This window comes from Citricoccus alkalitolerans (assembly GCF_039528175.1).
In the GTDB taxonomy this organism is placed as follows: domain Bacteria; phylum Actinomycetota; class Actinomycetes; order Actinomycetales; family Micrococcaceae; genus Citricoccus; species Citricoccus alkalitolerans.
On record NZ_BAAALH010000001.1, the window covers coordinates 1,074,705 to 1,094,736 of the forward strand.

Annotated in this window: 16 protein-coding genes; 5 read left to right on the top strand and 11 right to left on the bottom strand. The window is 69.5% G+C overall.

The genetic code is table 11. The features are described from left to right. Window positions 1-10: 10 nt before the first annotated feature. The 3 genes from ABD134_RS04810 to hrcA are packed head-to-tail and all read right to left on the bottom strand — an operon-like array spanning window position 11 to window position 2,994. Complete coding sequence (locus tag ABD134_RS04810; protein ID WP_344227156.1) at window positions 11-787, bottom strand: 16S rRNA (uracil(1498)-N(3))-methyltransferase; 777 nt, start codon at window positions 785-787, stop codon at window positions 11-13. Continuing rightward, a complete protein-coding gene (gene dnaJ / locus ABD134_RS04815; RefSeq protein WP_344227158.1) occupies window positions 784-1,929 on the bottom strand; it encodes a molecular chaperone DnaJ in 1,146 nt (381 codons plus the stop codon). Before dnaJ ends, ABD134_RS04810 begins: the two co-directional genes overlap by 4 nt. A 51-nt stretch (window positions 1,930-1,980) precedes the next feature. Further along, window positions 1,981-2,994, bottom strand: a complete 1,014-nt coding sequence (gene hrcA / locus ABD134_RS04820; protein WP_344227160.1) for a heat-inducible transcriptional repressor HrcA — start codon at window positions 2,992-2,994, stop codon at window positions 1,981-1,983. Window positions 2,995-3,221: 227 nt separating this feature from the next. Here hrcA and ABD134_RS04825 point away from each other — a divergent pair, with 227 nt between their 5' ends. Beyond that, entirely contained in the window at window positions 3,222-4,094 is an 873-nt protein-coding gene (locus ABD134_RS04825) for a DUF3097 family protein (RefSeq protein ID WP_344227162.1), read from the top strand. Window positions 4,095-4,185: 91 nt separating this feature from the next. Next, window positions 4,186-4,617, top strand: a complete 432-nt coding sequence (locus ABD134_RS04830) for a DUF4870 domain-containing protein (protein ID WP_378108345.1) — start codon at window positions 4,186-4,188, stop codon at window positions 4,615-4,617. A 120-nt stretch (window positions 4,618-4,737) separates the two neighbouring features. Here ABD134_RS04830 and hemW read toward each other — a convergent pair whose 3' ends face one another. After that, window positions 4,738-6,018: a radical SAM family heme chaperone HemW gene (hemW, locus tag ABD134_RS04835; protein ID WP_344227164.1), complete on the bottom strand. Its 1,281-nt coding sequence runs from the start codon at window positions 6,016-6,018 to the stop codon at window positions 4,738-4,740. 18 nt (window positions 6,019-6,036) lie between these two features. After that, window positions 6,037-7,896 (bottom strand): translation elongation factor 4, encoded by a 1,860-nt coding sequence (lepA, locus tag ABD134_RS04840; protein ID WP_344227167.1) that lies wholly within the window; start codon window positions 7,894-7,896, stop codon window positions 6,037-6,039. 131 nt (window positions 7,897-8,027) lie between these two features. Here lepA and ABD134_RS04845 point away from each other — a divergent pair, with 131 nt between their 5' ends. Both ABD134_RS04845 and rpsT read left to right on the top strand, forming a co-directional pair. Next, window positions 8,028-8,555: a type II toxin-antitoxin system PemK/MazF family toxin gene (locus tag ABD134_RS04845; protein WP_344227169.1), complete on the top strand. Its 528-nt coding sequence runs from the start codon at window positions 8,028-8,030 to the stop codon at window positions 8,553-8,555. Window positions 8,556-8,693: 138 nt separating this feature from the next. Next, a complete protein-coding gene (gene rpsT, locus ABD134_RS04850) occupies window positions 8,694-8,969 on the top strand; it encodes a 30S ribosomal protein S20 (protein WP_344227171.1) in 276 nt (91 codons plus the stop codon). A gap of 83 nt (window positions 8,970-9,052) precedes the next feature. On the opposite strand, the gene holA is transcribed toward rpsT, so the two are convergent. From holA to glpK, 6 genes are all read right to left on the bottom strand, one after another. Then, window positions 9,053-10,057, bottom strand: coding sequence for a DNA polymerase III subunit delta (gene holA / locus ABD134_RS04855; RefSeq protein ID WP_344227172.1), 1,005 nt, complete (start codon window positions 10,055-10,057; stop codon window positions 9,053-9,055). A gap of 10 nt (window positions 10,058-10,067) precedes the next feature. Further along, complete coding sequence (locus tag ABD134_RS04860) at window positions 10,068-12,644, bottom strand: ComEC/Rec2 family competence protein (protein ID WP_344227173.1); 2,577 nt, start codon at window positions 12,642-12,644, stop codon at window positions 10,068-10,070. Next, window positions 12,641-13,459 carry a ComEA family DNA-binding protein gene (locus ABD134_RS04865; RefSeq protein ID WP_344227174.1) on the bottom strand — a complete coding sequence of 273 codons (819 nt, stop codon included), beginning with the start codon at window positions 13,457-13,459 and terminating at the stop codon, window positions 12,641-12,643. Before ABD134_RS04865 ends, ABD134_RS04860 begins: the two co-directional genes overlap by 4 nt. A 69-nt stretch (window positions 13,460-13,528) precedes the next feature. Next, the gene (locus ABD134_RS04870) at window positions 13,529-14,506 is read right to left on the bottom strand and encodes a DegV family protein (protein WP_344227176.1); all 978 of its coding nucleotides are present in this window, start codon (window positions 14,504-14,506) and stop codon (window positions 13,529-13,531) included. 46 nt (window positions 14,507-14,552) lie between these two features. Beyond that, complete coding sequence (gene leuS / locus ABD134_RS04875; protein WP_344227178.1) at window positions 14,553-17,108, bottom strand: leucine--tRNA ligase; 2,556 nt, start codon at window positions 17,106-17,108, stop codon at window positions 14,553-14,555. Window positions 17,109-17,242: 134 nt separating this feature from the next. Further along, the gene (gene glpK, locus ABD134_RS04880; RefSeq protein WP_344227180.1) at window positions 17,243-18,802 is read right to left on the bottom strand and encodes a glycerol kinase GlpK; all 1,560 of its coding nucleotides are present in this window, start codon (window positions 18,800-18,802) and stop codon (window positions 17,243-17,245) included. Window positions 18,803-18,894: 92 nt separating this feature from the next. On the opposite strand from glpK, the gene ABD134_RS04885 reads away from it, so the two are divergent. Then, window positions 18,895-20,019, top strand: coding sequence for an alpha/beta fold hydrolase (locus ABD134_RS04885; protein WP_344227182.1), 1,125 nt, complete (start codon window positions 18,895-18,897; stop codon window positions 20,017-20,019). The last annotated feature ends 13 nt before the right edge of the window (window positions 20,020-20,032 follow it).

A 20,032-nucleotide genomic window follows, 5' to 3' on the forward strand; every position in this document is an offset into this window, starting at 1 on the left:
CGAGGCCAGTCTACGTCCGAGGCCCGAACCGTCCCAGCAGCTGCTGGAGAACTGCGACGGCGGCCGGGCCGGCGGTGGAGGACCGGAGAACATGGCGCCCCAACAGCACGGGACGCCCGCCGGCCTCGGACAGGGCTGCGGTCTCGGCCGGACTGATGCCACCCTCGGGGCCGACCACCAGCACGATCCGTTCCACGGCCCCTCCGGTCAGCATCCCCGCCTCGGCGACGACTTCGCCCAAGGACTGCTGCGCGTCCTCATGCAGGACGAGCACAAGGGTACCGGCGCCACAGACCGAGGCGACACCGACGCCGTCGAGCATCTTCTCCGTGCGCGGCACCCGGACGCGGCGCGCCTGCTTCGCGGCCGAGCGCAGGGCCGCTTCCCACTTGGCCACGGCTTTGGCCGCCTTGTCACCCTTCCACCGCACGATGGAACGTTCGGCCTGCCAGGGGTGCACGGCGTCGAGGCCCAGTTCGGTCGCCGTCTGGATGGCCAGCAGGTCCCGGTCGCCCTTGGCGAGGGCCTGCACGAGCACGAGTTCAGGGTTCGGTGCCGGCTCGTCATGGACGGTCTCGGCGGTGACCTCCAGCCGGTCGGGCGCCGCGGAGTGCACGGTGCCGCTCACGCGCCGGCCGGAGCCGTCCGCCACGTCCACGCGCTCCCCCGGCGACAGCCGCATGACCTGGGCTGCGTGCCGGGCCTCGGCACCCGAGACCACGACGGTGGCCCCCGCGGAGGCGGGGGCCAGATCGCCGTCGCCGACGTAGAAGAGGGGGTTGCTCACAGGTTCTTGAGGTTGTCCCGGAACTTGGAGAACAACCCGCGGTGCTCTGTGGTGCCGTGCACCAGGTCCTCACCGCGCAGACCGGCCAGCTGCTCCAGCAGGGCGCGCTGCTCGTCGTCGAGTTTGGTGGGGGTCTCCACCCGCAGGGTGACCTTGAGATCGCCCCGGCCGGAGCCCCGCAACCGGCCGACGCCCAGGCCCCTGAGGGTCTGTACCTCTCCGGACTGGGTGCCAGCCTTCACCGGAACCTCCTTCTCACCGTCGAAGGTGTCCAGCGTGAGCGTGGTGCCCAGGGCGGCGGCCGCCATCGGGACGCTCATGGTGGCCAGCAGATGGTCCCCGTCCCGAACGAACACCTCATGCTGACGCACCTCGATCTCCACGTAGAGATCGGCATTGGGGCCACCACCGGGGCCGGCCTCGCCGCGGCCGGCGAGCTGGATCCGGGTCCCCGTGGCCACCCCGGCCGGGATCTTGATGGTCAGTGAGGTGCGCTCACGGATGCGGCCCTGGCCGGAGCACTCCCGGCACGGGTCCGGGATGACGGTCCCGAAGCCCTGGCAGGCAGAGCAGGTCTCGGCGGCCATGACGGTGCCGAGGATGGAACGCACCGGCCGGCGGATGGCGCCCTGGCCGTTGCAGATGGTGCAGGTCTCCGGATGCGTGCCGGGCTGGCAGCAGCTGCCGTCACAGGTGGGGCACACCACGGCGGTGTCCACCTCGAGGGTCTTCTCGGTGCCGAAGACCGCATCGCTGAGATCGAGCTTGGCAGTGATGAGGGCGTCCTGTCCCCGCCGCGCACGGCTGGCGGGACCACCGCCCCGGCCACCGCCCATGCCGCCGGAACCGCCACCGCCGAAGAACGTCTCGAAGATGTCCTGGAAACCACCGAAATCGGCGCCGCCGAAACCGCCGCCCATGCCGCCGGTGCCGTTCTCATGGCCCGTGGCGTCATAGTTGCGGCGCTTCTCCTGGTCCGAGAGGACCTCGTAGGCACGCGTGACGTTCTTGAACTCCTCGGAGGCGTCGGGAGCCGGGTTCACGTCGGGATGGAGTTTGCGGGCCAACTTGCGGTAGGCGCGCTTGATCTCCTCGGCGGAGGCGTCTCGGCCAATGCCGAGCACCTCGTAATGGTCAGCCACGGTCTGCGGTGTTCCTTCCGGTGGTGGGGTGGTGGATGTCGGTCCTGGCCGCTATTGCGACAGGATCCGGGACAAGTACCGGGCGATCGCCCGCACGGCGGTCATGGTGCCCGGATAGTCCATGCGGGTGGGGCCCACGACGCCGAGCTTGGCGCCGGAGCCGGGGCCGTATCCGGCGGCGACGACAGACGCCTCGGACAGGGAGCCGGTGTTCTCGGAGCCGATGCGCACGCTGAGGCCACGCACATCCTGCTCCATCTCGGTCAGCAGACGCAACAACACGACCTGTTCCTCGAGGGCTTCCAGGATGGGGCCGATCGAGAACGGGAAGTCCCCCGTCGAGCGTGCCAGGTTGGCGGTGCCGGCCATGATGATTCGGTCCTCCCGGCGTGCCGCGAACATCTGGTCCAGCTGGACGGCGAAGGCCAGGGCAAGATCGCGATCCTCCGCCGGCACCTCGGCCAGCGCGAGCCGAAGTCCCTCCGCGGCCTGGACCGGGGTCAGCCCGTCCAGATAGCGCAGGAACTGCTGCTTCAGCACGGTCAGCGACGTCTCGTTGGCCTCGACCTCGAGACCGAAGGCCCGCTGGTCGACCTGTCCGGTGGACAGGATCACCACGACGAGGGCCCGGCGGGGCGCCAGGGAGACGAACTCGATGTGCCGGATGGTGGAGGAGTCCACATGGGGGTACTGCAGCACGGCCACCTGGTTGGTGAGCTGTGCGAGCAGCCGCACGGTGCGGGCCATCATCTCGTTGAAGTCGCCATTGGCATCCAGCAGCGTCTGCACCGCGCGCTTCTCCGCAGCGGACAGCGGCTTCACTTCGGAGATCTGGTCCACGAAGATGCGGTAGCCCTTGTCCGTGGGGATGCGTCCGGAAGAGGTGTGCGGGGCCACGATGAGCCCCTCCTCCTCCAGGGCGGCCATGTCATTCCGGACGGTGGCCGAGGACACGCCCAACTGGTGGCGGTCCACCAGGGCCTTGGAGCCGACGGGCTCGCGGGAGGACACGTAGTCCTCCACGATGGCCTGCAGCACCTGCATGCGGCGCGGCTGTTCGCTCATCGATTCCTCCTGCCTGTCTTCCGGCTTAGCACTCGACGCTTTGAAGTGCCAAGTCTAGACCTTGTGTCCAATCGACGTACCACCACTTGCCCTGACCTCTGAGAGTGTCGACCCGCGGCCCTCCATCGCCGGCCCCGCACCAACCGCGTGCGCCAGCCCGGTACCGACCGCGTGCCGCGCGAGCCGCTGCGCGGTTACGCCGACTCCTCTTGCTAGCGTCGATGCCCGTGGAATGGAACAACTGGGGCCCGGGCACCCTCGACGGCGGCTTCCGCCCGACCGCCCGCACCGTCGAGAAGGTCCCCGCGAACCAGGGCGCCGTCCTGGAGGACACGGAGACCGGATTCACCGGTGCCGTCCTGCGGGTCGAGAAGTCCGGTGGCGTGCACCTGGTCGTCCTGGAGGACCGCCGGGGACGCACGAAGTCCTTCCCCCTGGGTTATGGCTTCCTCGTGGACGGCGAGCCCGTCGAGGTGGTGCCCCCCGCACCGGGCGGCACCTCGGGTGCCTCCCCCGCGAAGCCGGCCCGGACGGCGTCGGGCTCCGTCCGCGTGGACCATGCCCGCGCCCGCACGGCGCGGGCCTCCCGCATCTGGGTCGAAGGCCTGCATGACGCCGAGCTCGTGGAGAAGGTCTGGGGTGAGGACCTGCGCCTTGAGGGGATCGTCGTTGAGCCGCTCCACGGGGTGGACGACCTGGCAGGCGCCATCAAGGACTTCTCGCCCGGTCCGCAGCGCCGGCTCGGCATCCTCGTGGACCACCTCGTGACCGGCTCCAAGGAGGAGAGGATCGCCGCCGAGGCCATGAAGGTGCCCGGGGCCCGCGGCAACGTGCTGATCGTCGGCCATCCCTATGTGGACGTCTGGCAAGTCATCAAGCCCGCCGTCCTGGGCATCGGCGCCTGGCCGGTGGTGCCCCGAGGACAGGACTGGAAGACGGGCATCCTCGCCGGCCTCGGCTGGCCACACCGGACCAAGGAGGACATCGGCCTGGGCTGGAAGAGGCTGCTGTCCCAGGTGCGGACCTATGCCGACCTGGAGCCGACCCTGCTGGGGAGAGTGGAAGAGGTCATCGATTTCCTGACCGCCGTCGAGCACTGACCGCATACCGACCTGCAGGGAACTCCCGGAATGCGGCGGTACACTGACGACCGAACGCCACCCATCACCTCCGAACGGAAAGGCCCAGGACGTGTCCCAGCAGCAGCCCGGCAGTCCGCACCGCCCGCGCCCCGGCGCCGCCCCCAGGCGAGACCAGCAGCTGCAGGGGTCACCGGACCAGGCCGAGCCGCTGACGCCGGCCGAGGACCGTCAGTGGGCCACCCTCGCGCACTTCGGCGGTTTCCTTGGATGCATCCCCTCCCTGGTGATCTACCTGGTGTTCCGCCACCGCGGACCGTTCACGGCCCAGGAGGCCAAGGAGGCGCTGAACTTCACTCTGCCGCCCACGGCACTCGCCATCGTGGCGAACCTGCTGGCCCTCATCCCGATCGTCGGGGGCATCTTCGGCATCGTCGCCATGCTCCTGTGGCTGTTCATGACGGTCTCCGGCGTTGCAGCAGGCATCCAGTGCAACAAGGGCCGCCCCTACCGCTACCCGCTGAACCTCCGCCTGATTCAGTAGTACTCCGGTAGCCAATCCCGTAGTCCGCCGGTCCGATGCTGGTCCACTTCATCCACATCCAGAGGACATTGCCACTGGGGGACCCAGAGGTGCAATGTCCTCTCGTTGTGGACGGACAAGTCAGAACCCGGCCAGCCGGCGCACGATCGCGTCGTCCAGCAGCCGCCCCTGCAGGGTGGGCACCACGCGTCCGGCCAGGGCCGCTCGTCCATCGAGCAGCCCCTCACCGATCATGGCGGCGATCTCCCTTCGGGCCTGGGCGCCACCGTCGGGCGCTTCGTCCAAGGCCGCCGTCGGGAGCCCGTCCGAGAGCCGGACGCCCAGCATGACGCGCTCGAGGAATCGCGCCTCGGCGTCGGGGTGCTCTCGGCCGACGGAAGGCGAGATACCGGTGGCCAACCGCTGCGCGTAGGCCGCCGGATGCTTGGCGTTCCAGAACCGGACGCCGGCCAGGTGGGAGTGTGCCCCGGGGCCCGCTCCCCACCAGTCCTGATCACGCCAGTAGGCCACATTGTGCCGTGCCCGGTGGATGCCGCGGTCCTCGGGGTCATGGGCCCAATTCGAGATCTCGTACCAGCGGTAGCCCGCCGCGGCGAACAGCCGCTCGGCCAACAGGTACTTGTCAGCCTGGTCGTCCGGATCCACGTCGGCCACGGTCCCCCGCTTCACGGAGGCCCCGAACTTGGTCCCGTCCTCCACGATCAGCGAATAGGCCGAGATGTGGTCCGGTGCCAGCGCGAGTGCGGCCTCGACGGTGGTGCGCCAGTCCTCCAGGGATTCCCCCGGCGTGCCGTAGATCAGGTCCAAGGACACCTCCAGGCCGGCTTCGCGGGCCCAGCCGACCGCGGCCGGGACGTTCTCCTGCCGGTGCGTGCGGTCCAGCGTCGCCAGCACGTGCGGGACGGCGGACTGCATGCCGAAGGAGACCCGGGTGAATCCACCGGCGGCCATCTCCCGCAACGACTCAAGGGACACGGAGTCGGGGTTGGCCTCCGAGGTGATCTCGGCTCCGGGCGTGATCCCGAAGATGTCCCGGGCCCTTCCGAGGATCCGGACCAGGTCTACGGCGGGCAGCAGGGTCGGCGTGCCTCCGCCGAAGAAGACGGTCTCCAGCGTGCGCGGGGGGACCCCCGAACCAGCCAGCGCCTGCGCCGCGAAGTCCAGCTCACCGACCACGGTGTCCGCGTAGGACGTCCTGGACGCGCCGGGACCCAGGTCCTCGGCGGTATAGGTATTGAAGTCGCAGTAACCGCACCGCACCGAGCAGAACGGGACGTGTACGTAGAGGCTGAAGGTGCGCGGCTGGCCGGCCTCGGCCGCCTCCCGCACCCGGTCCCCCACCGCTGCGGGGAACCGGCCGTCGTCGGGCGCGGGATCGCCGAGGGGAAGGATCGAAGGCAAGGTGTGTTCGTCCCCGCCCTACTTCTTGGCGCCGGTCTCGGAACCCGCGCCGTCCGAGGACAGCGCGGCGATGAAGGCCTCCTGCGGGACCTCCACGCGGCCGACCATCTTCATGCGCTTCTTGCCTTCCTTCTGCTTCTCCAGCAGCTTCCGCTTACGGGAGATGTCGCCGCCGTAGCACTTGGAGAGCACATCCTTGCGGATGGCGCGGATGTTCTCTCGGGCGATGATGCGCGAGCCGATGGCGGCCTGGATCGGCACCTCGTACTGCTGGCGCGGGATCAGCTCCTTGAGTTTGCCGGTCATCATCACGCCATAGGCGTAGGCGTTGTCCTTGTGGGTGATGGAGCTGAACGCGTCCACGGTCTCACCCTGGAGAAGGATGTCCACCTTGACCAGGTCCGCGGTCTGCTCGCCGTCGGCCTTCCAGTCCAGCGAGGCGTAGCCCTTGGTGCGTGACTTGAGCAGGTCGAAGAAGTCGAAGACGATCTCCGCCAGAGGGATCCAGTAGCGGATCTCCACGCGCTCCTCGGAGAGGTAGTCCATCCCCTTCATCTGGCCGCGCTTGCCCTGGCAGAGCTCCATGACCGAGCCGATGAACTCGCTGGGGACAATGATCGTCGCCGAGGCCATGGGCTCGGCGACCTCGTTGATCTTTCCCTCGGGGAACTCGGACGGGTTCGTCACCGTCACGACCGTCTTGTCCTCCTTGGTGACCTCGTAGACCACGTTCGGAGCGGTGGAGATCAGGTCCAGGTTGAACTCGCGCTCGAGGCGCTCACGGATGATCTCCAGGTGGAGCAGGCCGAGGAAGCCCACGCGGAACCCGAAGCCGAGGGCCACGGACGTCTCGGGCTCGTACACCAGCGCGGCGTCGTTGAGCTTGAGCTTGTCCAGGGCGTCACGCAGCACGGGATAGTCGGAACCGTCGATCGGATACAACCCGGAGAACACCATCGGCTTGGGATCCTCATAGCCGCCGATCTGCTCCTGCGCCGGATTGCCGGCACCTGTCACCGTGTCACCGACCTTGGACTGACGGACGTCCTTGACACCAGTGATGAGGTAGCCCACCTCGCCGACGGACAGCCCCTTGGAGGGCTTGGGTTCCGGGGAGGACACGCCGATCTCGAGGAGTTCGTGGGTGGCCCCCGTGGACATCATCCTGATCTTCTCCCGCGGGGACAGCTTGCCGTCCACCACGCGGACATAGGTGACCACGCCCCGGTAGGTGTCATACACGGAGTCGAAGATCATGGCCCGTGCCGGGGCGTCAGGCTTGCCCGTGGGAGCGGGGATCGCCTCCACCACACGATCGAGCAGTTCCTCGACCCCGACGCCGGTCTTGCCGGAGACCCGAAGGATGTCCTCCGGCTCGCAGCCGATGAGTCCCGAGATCTCCGCGGCATAGCGGTCAGGATCAGCGGAGGGCAGGTCGATCTTGTTCAGCACGGGGATGATGGCCAGGTCGTTCTCCATGGCCAGGTAGAGGTTGGCCAGGGTCTGCGCCTCGATGCCCTGGGCCGCGTCCACCAGCAGGATGGCGCCCTCGCAGGCCGCGAGGGACCGGGACACCTCGTACGTGAAGTCCACGTGCCCCGGCGTGTCGATCATGTTGAGTGTGAAGTCCGTGCCGTCGAGGCTCCAGGGCATGCGCACGGCCTGCGACTTGATGGTGATGCCACGCTCGCGCTCGATGTCCATCCGGTCGAGGTACTGCGCCTTCATGTCCCGCGGCTGGACCACGCCGGTGGACTGGAGCATGCGGTCCGCCAGGGTCGACTTGCCATGGTCGATGTGCGCGATGATGCAGAAATTCCTGATAACCGCGGGATCGGTGGCGGCGGGCGCGGGGGCGTTGCTCGCCATGGGCGACACGGGCATCTTCCTTCAACTCTGACAACAGGGCGGGCCAGCCTTCTGGAACCAGCGGGTGGCTAATCCACCATTCTTCCACGTTTCCGCAGAGACGGCGGCCCCGCATGACCGTCGGTTGCTACCTTGAGGCCATGGCTTTGAACTTCAACCAGCTCCTGTCCATCGGACGGAGGGTGGCCCGCCTCGCCCGGCAGGTGCAGCGGCCGTCCCCGCCCCGCCAGCACAGCGGCGGCCAGGCCAGCAGCCCGGGCGGCGTCTCTGACTACCCCGGTGATTTCCACGGCCGGGCGCAGGTCGACTACTCCCCCCTTCCCGGCCCGGAGGCCGGGCCAGGCGAGATCGTCTGGACCTGGGTGCCCTTTGAGGAGCTGGACGGCCGGGGCAAAGACCGTCCGGTCCTCGTGGTGGGCCGCAACGGGGGCCACCTGCTCGCCGCTCAGTTGACGAGCAGGGACCGCAACAACGCCGCGTCCCGGGATGCCGACTACATTGATATCGGTACGGGCCCGTGGGATCCGCAGGGCCGGAACTCCGAGGTCAAGCTGGACCGGATCCTGCAGGTCAATCCTCGCGACGTCCGCCGTGAGGGCGGCGTGCTGGATCAGCGGGTGTTCGAGACCGTGTCCCGGGGGCTCCGGAACCGCAACGGATGGTCGTGATAGACTAACTAGCTGTGTGTCCGCGCAGGTCGACGGGCACTCCCGGAACGGCTCAACAGGTATCCCCACGCCGCTCAGTCGCCGGATTCGGGATTACCCCTCACCGACCACGTCAGAAGACAACAGAAAGACCTTTCCTTGGCAAACATCAAGTCCCAGAAGAAGCGCATTCTCACCAATGAGAAGGCCCGCCTGCGTAACAACGCGGTGAAGTCCGAACTGCGCACCGCCATCCGCGCCGTGGACAAGGCCGTCGCCGCGGGCGACCAGGCCGCCACCACTTCCGCCGTCGCCGTGGCCAGCAAGAAGCTGGACAAGGCAGCCAGCAAGGGTGTCATCCACAAGAACCAGGCTGCCAACCGCAAGTCCGGTATCGCCAAGCGCGTGAACCGCGTGAACGCTGTCGAGGCCTGAGCCTCTCAGACCTGGCCCGGCCCCTGAGGGTGCCGAGGCACCGAAGCCCCCGTCCTGGTGGACGGGGGCTTCGTGGTTAAGGACTACCGTCGAGCGGTCAGGGCAATCCGGGTGACGGCCCGCTCGACCGCATAGTCGGCGTCCTTGGACAGGCCCTTGGCCTCGGCGTCAGCCTGGGCGACCCACTCGATCGCGGCCGCAATGGTGGCGGGGTTCCAGAACCGGACGGTCTCGGTCACACGTTTGGCCTGCCACGGGGCCATGCCCAGCACACCGGCGATCTGGCCCTGGCCCACGCGAGCATCCACGATCCGGGCGATCTGGCGCGTCTTCATGGCGAGGGCACCGGTGATGGCCGGCGCGGACACCCCCGTAGCCAGCGCATGGCGCAACAGGGCTGTAGCCTGCCCGGCTCGCCCCTCGATGGCGGCATCGGCCACCCGGAAGGCCGTGGCCTCCACGCGGCCGCCGTAGTAACGGTCCACGATCTGGCTCGTGACGGTGCCCTCCGTGTCCTCGGCCAGCTGCTTGCAGGCGGCCGCCAGGTCCGTGAGCGAGCCACCGGCGGCATCGAGCAGGGAGCGGACCGCCTCCGGATCGATCGAACGGCGCCGGGACCGGAACTCGCCCTGGACGAAATCGGACTTCTCGGCGTCGGACTTGATCGGTTGGCAGTCCACGAGAACACCGGCGGCGGTGGCGGCATCCAGCAGCTTTTTACCCCGGTTGCCTCCGGTGTGCCGCAGGATCAGCGTGACGTCCTCCGCCGGACTCTTGACATAGTCGAGGCAGTCCGTCAGGAACGCCTCATTCATGTCCTGGAGTCCCTCAACCTGCAGGATCTTGGCTTCACCGAACAGGGATGGACTGGCCAGGACGGAGAGCTGGCCACCCTCGTAGTCCGCCGCGTCCAGGCGATGGACCTCAAGGCCCGGGTCCCGCTCCCGAAGTGCCGTGCGGACCCGGTCGACCACCCGGGCGGCGATGAAATCCTCGGGGCCCTTCAGCAGCATCATCGAGGCAGGACTCACGGTGCGCCAGTCCGCTCCGGAACTCGTGGATCGTCGGCTTCGACTCGGTGCGGGCATGGTTGCCATCCTATCCGGCCTCGCCCGTCGACCGGGTTCGGGAGAACTCGGATGCCCGGGCACCGGTGAGGGTGGGTACCAGTGCCCCGTCTCGCAGGGACACCACCGTGGTCCCGTGGTGGTCGGTGCGGATCACCGGCCCGTGCCGCTCCAGTTCCCCGATGACGGAGGGATGCGGGTGGCCATAACCGTTGTCCCGGCCGACCTGCACCACCGACAGCGCGGGGTCCACGGCGCGCACCACGTCCAGGCCCCCGTTGCGGGCACCGTGGTGGGCCACCTTGAGAACGTCCACGGACTCCGGCAGCACGTGCTGTCCCAGCAGTGCCCGGCTGGCCTCCTCCTCCATGTCCCCCGTCAACAGGACGGTGTAGTGACCCTCGGGGGTGTGCACGGTGGCGGTCATCTGCAGCGAGGCATCGTTCTCATTGTCCGCGTGCGGGTCCGCTGCCAGCACGGTCCAGTCCACCCAGTATCCCGACGCCGGCCGGTCGCCGGCCCTGCCCGTCTCCCCCGTGGCCGGCTGCCGGGCGCCAGGGACGCCCGGGCCGGGCGTCGACTCCAGGGTTGAGTACAAGACCTCGGTGGGATGACAGCATCCGACGATGTCCACCGCGGCCCCGGCATGATCCTGGTGCAGATGGGACAGCACCAACACGTCCACCCGGTCCACGCCGATCCCGTCCAGGCAGGTGGTCGCCGCGACCGGATCCGGCCCCGTGTCCACCACCATGGCGGCACGCTCCCCCGTCCGTAGGACGAGCATGTCCCCCTGGCCGACGTCACAGGCCGCCAGGGACCAGTCGGCCGGCAGGGATCCGGAGGGCGGTGCGATGACCAAGCCGAGTTGACTTCCGGCGGCCGCGCACACCGTGGTCCATGCCGCGGCGAGGGACCAGCGGAGGTGACCGGGCGGCGCCGGGCGTGGCCTGCTGTCAAGGCCAAGGCGCCGTACCCGGGCCGGACGGCTGCGTTCCCACCGCATCAGCAGCCACAAGAGGGCGAGGGCGGCGGCCACGTGCATCAGCACCAGGCCTGCACCCAGGATCCCCTCCGGCCACGTATGGAGGGCCCCCGGCCAGCCGGAGACCTCGGAGGCGATCCAGCCGATGCCCGCAGCCGGCCAGCCCACCACCCAGAAGACCGCGGCCGCGAGCCCGGGCCACGGCACCGCCAGAACGGCGGCGAAGGTGCCGGGCACGGTGACGAACGGGACCAGCGGTGCCGCCAGCAGGTTGGCCGGCACCGAGTAGGCACTGAACTCGCCGGTCATCCCGACGAGGATGGGCTGGCAGGCGACCTGCGCGGTGGCGGTCACGGCGAGGGCGGCGCCCAGGATCCCGGCCACGGGACCCGGCAGGACGCGGCCCAGGACGGCGGTGAGCCATTGCTCCACAGGCCGGGCCGCCAACACGATACCGGCCGTGGCCGCCAGGGAGAGCTGGAAGGCCGGTTCCCCGGCGAGCCCCGGTTGCCAGCACAGCAGCACGCAAGCCGCCAGGCACAACAGGGGCAGCGCCTGGCGGCCCCGGCCGAAGAACACGGCCCAAGCGCCGAGGGCGCCCATCACGGCGGCCCGGATCACCGACGGTTCGAGGCCCACCACGATCACGAAGACGACCAGTACCCCGAGGACCGCGCCGAGGACGACCGGGCGGCGGACCCGCAGCGACCTCAACACCATGGTGACGGCGCCGGCGATGAGCGTGCAGTTGGCCCCGCTGACGGCACTCAGGTGGCTGAGCCCGGACGTCTTCATGGACTCATCCAGCGTGGGATCCTGGGCGGACCGGTCACCCAGGATCAGTCCGGGCAACAACTGGGGCGCCGCGCCGACGGTTCCGGCAGCCGCCTGGTGTACGGCCGCGCGGACGATGTCCCGTCCCGTAGGCGCTCCGCCCAGGCCGGGCTCCCCGGCGTCAGTGGTGCATGACCCGGTCTGCGGCGCGGTGGAGGCCCGGGCGAACACCGTGGCTCCCTCGGCCTCCGGTGACGCGGTGAAACAGACGGCCGTGCCAGACTGCAACCCCTCCCACTCATTGCCCCCGGACACCACCACCTCCACACCGCCCGGAATCTCACGGGACGGATGCCCGAACGCCTGCACGGACACCGTGAGGTGCCAGCTGTCGCCGAATGTCCCGGCACGCAGGACCGCCGGCCCAGCAGCTTCGCCTGACAGCCGCAACGGTCGTTCGGCCGCTACCGCATCCTCCCAGCCCGAATCGCGGACCGGCGTACGATCGCCCACGGCCTGGACGGCGGCGACGGCCGCGATCCACAGGGCGATGGCGGCCAGGGCCGTGATGGCGGCGGTTCCGCGGAGTCGACGGCCCACGATTCGGGCCGGGCTCTCCTCCGGTCTATGCCCTTGACCCGGAAACTGAGCCTGGCCCTGACCAGCTGATGCCCACATCATCAAGCCTGTGGCTCCGACGGCCAGGATCGCCAGCATCCACGGCACCATGAGGGCCGCCTGGTAGGGAATCAACGGTATGGCCAGACAGGCCGCGAGGGTCAGCACCACGGCGGGGACCAAACGGAGGTCGACGGCCGCCGGAACGCTGCCCCGGGCCTCGACCGTCACCAGCTGACCAGGCCGTCGAGGCGCTCCATCATGGCCGGACCGATCCCTGACACGGCGTCGAGATCCTCCAGGGAGCCGAACGGCCCCACGTGGTCACGGTGCTCGACGATGCGTCCGGCCAGGGCCGGTCCGATACCGGGCAGCTGTTCCAGAGCGGCGACATCCGCCGTGTTCAGGTTGACGGCTCCCGCAGTCTCCGGTCCGGCGCCTGAACCTCCGTTCCACTCCTCTCCGGAGAGAGGAGCGCCGGCCCCTTCAGCCCCTGTCGCTCCCCCGGCCAGACCCTCAGGACCGGGCACGAGGATCTGACTGCCGTCCACAGCGGGGGCGGCCAGGTTCAGCAGGTCCAGCACGGCTTCCTCGGTCGGACCGCCGGCGGCCTGCAGGGCATCGTCGACGCGGGCGCCGGCCGGCAAGGCCACGAGTCCGGGGTCCTGGACCTCTCCGGCCACATGGACGGTGACGGTTTCCTCGGTCCCTGCCGGACCGGCGTCCTCTCCGGAAGACGATGCGCGATCCTCCACCGGGACCGGTGGCGCGGCGCCCGAACTGGCAGCACCCGCTGCCGGCCCGGGAGGAGCGGGGTCAGCCGAACGGGGCGGGCCGTGCTCCACGGAGGCGGCCACGGGAGCACCCGGACCACCCGGGCCGGCCGGTGATGTCAGCCAGCCGACAGCCCACCACGTCCCGGCGACGACAGCCAGGAGCAGCACCGCCGATCGGACGACGCGGGTACGCCACAGGGGCGCCGGCGGCGGTGGTTCCTCCCAGTCGTCCTCGTCCGGATCGCTGAGCGCGTGATTGTGGCGTCCCATGGGGTCCACCCTGGCCGCCGGAGGACGGGATCGGCAGGGGCGGAGTCAGACGATGGGGACGGCTCGCGGCTAGTGGGGGTGCTGTGCAGGAGCCATCGGGTTCAGTGTGACCCCCAGGGCGCCCAGGCCGAGGTGGGCGGCCAGTACGGCCGGGAGGCGGATGACCGGCACCGGCATGGACGAGAGGCTCTGCAGTCGTCCGGCGAGCTCGTGGGCGGCGGGTTCGTTGCCGAACCCGTGGACGGTGATCCGTTCGCCCCGTCCTTCCGACCCGGACACGAACTCCTGCGTCAGTTCCACGAGCCGCTCGGTGGCCCGGGCAGAGGTTCTCGGGCGGTCCACGAGGGAGACGATCCCGTTGTCCAGTGTCAGCACCGGCTTCACGTGGAGCAGCGTCCCCAGCAGTCCGGCCAGAGTGCCAATACGTCCGCCGCGCCGCAGTTGGTCCAGGTTGGGCACGGTGAAGAAGACCCCGGCCTCCTGGGTGGCGTCGTCCACGTCCGCCAGCAGTTGCTCCTGCGCCATCCCGAAGCCGGCCGAGATCACCGCGTCCAGCACCAGGGTCCCGAGCGCGAACCCGGTGAGATGGGAGTCCACCACCGTCACGGGGATCAGCGCGTCCCGCCCAGCGAGCCGGGCGGCCTCCACCGTGCCGGACAGCTGCCCGGAGATGTGGATCGAGATGACCTGCTCGAAGCCGGACTCCGCCAGTTCCTGGTACACCGCACTGAAGGACCCGGGTGAGGGCCGGGAGGTTTTGACGGCGGTGCCCGCTGCCAGCGCCAACGGCAGCTCACGCATCAGCTCCGCCGTGCCCTCGGCGTGAATCTGCTCGCCCACCATGACCGGCATGGGCACCTGACGCAGCCCCTTGGCCAAGGGGTGCGCCAGCAGTTCCGAGGGGATGGAGGCCGAGGAGTCGGTCACGATCGCGGTACGGCCCTTACGGGAGGGCGGCAGGCCGAAGCGGACCCATCCCGACTGCGTGCTGCGCACCTGCCGGATGTGCGTGAGCATGGCGCTCTGCCACTCGGCCAGATCGGCCATGCCCGCTCCTTCCCGCTGTACTCCGTCCGTGTTCCGACGGGGGTCTTCAGACGACGATGTTGACGAGCTTGGGCTCGCGCACGATCACCTTGCGGATCTCGGCGCCGTCCAGGGATCGTTGCACGGCCTCGGAGGCCAACGCCAGCTGCTCGAGGTCAGCGGCCGAGATGTCCATCGGGACCTCGAGGCGGTCGCGGACCTTGCCCTTGACCTGCACGACGGCGGTGGCGGTGTCCTGCACCAGCAGCGCCTCGTCCACGGCGGGCCAGCCCGCACGCGCCACCGACGGCTCGTGGCCGAGCTTGGCCCACATGTCCTCGGCGGTATAAGGGGCGAACAGACTCAGCAGGATGGCCACAGCTTCCACGGCCTCGCGGACGGCCGGATCGCCGGCCCCCAGGCCGGACGTACCGCCGGCGCCCCCGGCCACCCCGTCTATGGCCTTACGGACCCCGTTGACGAGCTCCATGGTGCGGGCCACAACCACGTTGAACTTGTGATCGTCCAACAGTCGGGCCGCGTCCGCCACCGTGCGGTGGGTGAGCTGGCGCAGGGACGTTGAGCCGCCGTCGGGATCCGTACCCGGCGCCACCCCGGAGGACTCCACGTCCTGGGCCAGACGCCACGCGCGGGCCAGGAACTTGGCCGAACCACCGGGTGAGACGTCCGCCCAGTCCACGTCGTCCTCCGGTGGCGAGGCGAAGATCATGGTCAGACGGACGGCATCCACACCGAAGGTGTCCAGCTGATCGCCCAGGTCCACGCCGTTGCCGAGGGACTTGGACATCGCCTTGCCGCCATTGAGCACCTGGCCCTGGTTGAGCAGCGCCTTGAAGGGCTCGGTGAAGGAGATCAGGTCCATGTCATACAGCGCCTTGGTGAAGAAGCGCGAGTACAGCAGGTGCAGGATGGCGTGTTCCACGCCGCCCACGTACTGCTCGACCGGCAGCCACCTGTCCACGGCGGCACGGTCGAACACGTGATCGTCATCGTTCGGGGAGGCGAAACGCATGTAGTACCAGGACGAGTCCACGAAGGTGTCCATGGTGTCCGTGTCCCGCCGGGCGGTCCCACCGCAGCGGGGGCAGGTGGTGTTGACCCAGGACTCGATGCCGGCCAGCGGCGACTTGCCCTTCGGGGCGAGCTGCTCGCCGGCCACGTCCTGCGGCAGCAGGATCGGCAGCTGGTCCTCAGGCACCGGAACCTCACCGCAGTCGGGGCAGTGCACGATCGGGATGGGTGCGCCCCAGAAGCGCTGACGGGACAGCAGCCAGTCACGCAGCCGGTAGTTGACGGTGCCTCGCCCGGTGCCACGCTCGTCCAGGATCTCGATCGCGCGCGAGATGGCCTCGGCCTTGGCCAATCCGTCCAGCTCGCCGGAGTTGACCAGGGTTCCATCCCCGGTGGTGGCCGTCCCGGTCACCGCCGGATCCTCCTCACCGGTGTCCAGGACGCGGCGGATGTCCAGACCCATGGTGCGGGCGAAGTCGAGGTCACGCTGATCGTGCGCGGGCACGGCCATGATGGCGCCGGTGCCGTAGTCGGCCAGCACATAGTCCGAGGCCCACATCGGCAGCCTCTCCCCGGTGAGCGGGTTGACGGCGTGACGGCCCAGGAAGACGCCCGTCTTAGAGCGGTCGGTGGCCTGGCGTTCGATCTCCGAGACGTTCTTGAGTCCCTCGCGGTACGTCTCGAGCGCCTCGCGGTGCTCGGCGTCCACGAGCTCCAGTGCCAGGTCCGCGTCCGCGGCGACCACCATGAAGGTGGCGCCGAACAGGGTGTCCGGGCGGGTGGTGAAGACGGTGATGTCCCGGCCCTGCTGGCCGTTCTGCCCGGCGGCGGCAGCGGTGGGCTCCACCCGGAAGTCCACATGGGCCCCCTCGGAGCGGCCGATCCAGTTCCGCTGCATGGCCAGCACGCGCTCGGGCCAATGGCCCTCGAGTTGCTGCATGTCCTCCAGCAGGCGGTCCGCGTACTCGGTGATGCGGAAGTACCACTGGTTCAGGGACTTCTTCGTGACCGGGGTGCCGCAGCGTTCGCAGGTGCCGTTGACGACCTGCTCGTTGGCCAGCACGGTCTGGTCCTTGGGGCACCAGTTGACCGGGGAGTCCTTGCGGTAGGCCAGGCCTTTGGCGTGGAACTGCTGGAACAGCCACTGGGTCCACCGGTAGTACTCCGGGTCCGAGGTGTGCAGTTCTCGGGACCAGTCCGCCGAGATCCCATACCGCTGGAAGGAGGACTTCTGGGTGTCGATGTTCTTGTAGGTCCACTCCGCCGGGTGCGCGTTGCGCTTGATCGCGGCGTTCTCGGCCGGCAGTCCGAAGGAGTCCCAGCCGATGGGGTGCAAGACGTCATAGCCCTGCTGCATCCAGTACCGGGCCACCACGTCCCCCATGGCGAACGCCTCGGCATGGCCCATGTGCAGATCCCCCGAGGGGTACGGGAACATGTCCAGCACGTAGCGGCGCTCGCGGGAGCCGTCATCCAGCGGCGCGAAGGTGCGGTGCTGCTCCCAGTAGCCGCCCCAGCGCTCCTCGAGCGCCGCGAACGAGTACTCCTCGGTCTCGTCCTGCTGGGGAGTACCTTGCGCTGGCTGGCTCACGGAGGTCCTGTCCTTAAGTGTGATGGTCGGAGAACGACGCCGGCCCGGTCCCCCGGGCGGTCGACGCGCCTAGCCATCCTACTCCGGCGGACAGTTCCCCTCTGAATCCGGAGCTGCTGCCGGACCGGCGTCGATCAGGCCTGGTCCGCCCATCCGAGGGACCGTTGGACGGCCTTGTCCCACTGGCCCAGGAGTCGATCCCGTTCCGTGGAGGACAGGGCCGGCTCCCACCTCCGGCCCTCCCGCCACAGTCCGGCCACCTCGTCAAGGTCCCGCCAGAGTCCGGACGCCAGGCCGGCCGCATGTGCGGCACCAACCGCAGTGGTCTCCACGAGTTCCGGACGCACCACGGGCAGGCCGAGGATGTCCGCCTGGAACTGCATGAGATGATCGTTGACGGTCATGCCACCGTCCACCCGCAGCTCCTCTGGCCGGTGGCCGGCGTCCGCCACCACGGCCTCGAGGACGTCCCGTGACTGATAGGCGGTGGCCTCCAGGGCCGCCCTGGCCAGGTGGCCGGCGGTCGCGAAGCCGGTGAGCCCGGCGATGAGCCCGCGGGCGTCCGGGCGCCAGTACGGCGCGTACAGCCCGGAGAACGCCGGCACGAAGAATACTCCGCCGTTGTCCTGGACCGAGGCGGCGAGGGTTTCCACCTCGGCCGAGCTCCGGATGATCCCGAGGTTGTCCCGCAGCCACTGGACCAGCGAGCCGGCGACCGCCACCGAACCCTCCAGGGCGTAGTAGGCGGGCCCGTCCTCCAGCTGGTACGCGACCGTGGTGACCAGGCCGTGGTCCGAGATCTCCGGCGTCGTGCCGATGTTCTGGAGGAGGAAGCAGCCGGTGCCGTAGGTGTTCTTCACGTCCCCCCGGTTGAAGGCCCCCTGGCCGAAGGTCGCGGCCTGCTGGTCGCCGAGGATGCCACACACCGAGAGCCCGCTGAGTGGCTCGGCACCGATGATGGTCCCGAACTCCCCCACCGAGGGGTGGATCCGAGGAAGCATGCCCGCCGCCAGCTCCGGATCGATCCCGAACAGTCCGGTGAGGTCATCGTCCCAGTCCAGGGTCTCCAGGTCCATCAGGAGGGTCCGTGAGGCGTTGGTGACATCCGTGGCGTGAACGCCGCCGTCAGGACCGCCCGTGAGGTTCCACAGCAGCCAGCTGTCCATGGTGCCGGCCCGCAGGCGGCCACCGCGTGCCAGTTCCCCGGCCTCGGGCACGTTCTCCAGGATCCAGCTGACCTTGCCGGCCGAGAAATAGGAGGCCAGGGGCAGCCCGGTCCGGGCGCGCACGGCGTCCTCGTGTCCGTCCGCCTTGAGCCGGTCCATCAGTGCATCCGCCCGGGTGTCCTGCCAGACGAGCGCCCGATGGACCGGACGGCCCGTGACCGCGTCCCACAGGACGGTCGTCTCGCGCTGGTTCGTGATCCCGACGGCGGCCACGTCCGCGGTGCGCAGGCGGGCGCGGGTGAGGGCGAGGCCGGTGAGTTCGCGGGTGTTCTCCCAGATCTCGACCGGATCGTGTTCCACCCACCCGGGATGCGGAAAGTACTGGCGATGTTCCCGCTGGGCGCTGGCCAGGACGGACCCGTCCTCGGCCATGACGACCACCCGGGTCGAGGTGGTGCCCTGGTCTATGCTGATGACGGCACGCCGCGAGGCCATGGCCGTGGAGACGTCAGTGCTGGCTGGCTGCATGTCGGAAGCCTATCCACCCCCGCTCATCCGCACCGGACGCAACGGCGGAACAACACGGAGGACGCCGGCGAAAAGCTGGTTAACCTGAAGGGGTGAGCACTCCCCTGCCTGCCCCCGCCGCGCGTCCCCTGCCCATCCGCCTCCGTGATCGCGTGGTGGTCCCCCCGGCCCCGCGGGACACCTCGATCATCACGGGGTTCTCCGCGCGGACCCCGGAGCGGATCATGGTCGAGGTCCCGGACCCCTTGTCCGGCCGGCCTACACCGCTGGCGGTGTGGCACTACGGGGTGAAGTCTCCGGACGGGGACGCCCCCGCCGACGGGTCCGCCGACGAACCAGGCGGGCACGGCCGGCACCGGACGCCGATGGTGGCCATCCACGGGTTCCGGGGGGACCACCACGGCCTGGCCCTGCTGGCGGACTGCCTGCCCGGCCGCGAGATCTTCCTGCCCGAACTGCCCGGCTTCGGCCATTCGCCGGCCTTCCCGGACGCCCCACACACCGTCGCCCACTATGTGACGGTCCTCGGCAGCGCCGTGGAGGCCCTCGGCCTGGTGACGGGCACCTCCGCCGGTCGCCACGCGGCTTCCCCACCCGGCAGGTGGCGACGTCCAACCCTGCTGGGACACTCCTTCGGTTCCGTGATCGCCGCCCAGCTGGCGGCTGCCGACCCGGACCGCTGGGACGGCCTGGTGCTGCTTAACCCGATCTGTGAACCTGCCCTGACGGCGGACGACTCCACCTCCAAGGCCCTGATGTCCCGCATCGCGGAAGGCTACTACGAGGTGTCGGCGGCCCTGCCCGAACGGCTTGGGAGCGCCCTGCTGTCCTCCCCCCTCGTCGTCTGGATCACCGGAACCGTCATGGCCAAGACCGAGGACCGCCATACCCTGGCCTACCTCCACGATCAGCACCAGAACTACTTCTCCGCCTATGACCACCGTCAGGTGCTTGTCGAGGCCTACCGGGCCTCCACCTCAGGATCGGTCCTGGACGTGGCCGAGCAGTTGCGGCTCCCGGTGCTGCTCGTGGCCGGCGCTGATGACGAGCTGGGCTCCGTCCGCGGACAGAGGAAGCTCGCCCGCCGCATCGGCAGGGCCTCTCCTCGCGCCCAGCTGGAGGTTCTCGACGGCGTGGGCCACCTCATCCACTACGAGCGCGCCCCCGAGGCCGCCGCGCTGATCTCGGCGTTCCGGGCGGAGCTCGGCCGGTGCTGACCACGGCAGGACT

Bases quoted from the DNA above. Each gene is read 5' to 3' on its own strand.
- hrcA (WP_344227160.1), bottom strand. From the start codon at position 2,994: ATGAGCGAACAGCCGCGCCGCATGCAGGTGCTGCAGGCCATCGTGGAG.
- ABD134_RS04845 (WP_344227169.1), top strand. From the start codon at position 8,028: ATGGCTTTGAACTTCAACCAGCTCCTGTCCATCGGACGGAGGGTGGCC.
- holA (WP_344227172.1), bottom strand. From the start codon at position 10,057: ATGCCCGCACCGAGTCGAAGCCGACGATCCACGAGTTCCGGAGCGGAC.
- ABD134_RS04865 (WP_344227174.1), bottom strand. From the start codon at position 13,459: ATGGGACGCCACAATCACGCGCTCAGCGATCCGGACGAGGACGACTGG.
- ABD134_RS04870 (WP_344227176.1), bottom strand. From the start codon at position 14,506: ATGGCCGATCTGGCCGAGTGGCAGAGCGCCATGCTCACGCACATCCGG.
- glpK (WP_344227180.1), bottom strand. From the start codon at position 18,802: ATGCAGCCAGCCAGCACTGACGTCTCCACGGCCATGGCCTCGCGGCGT.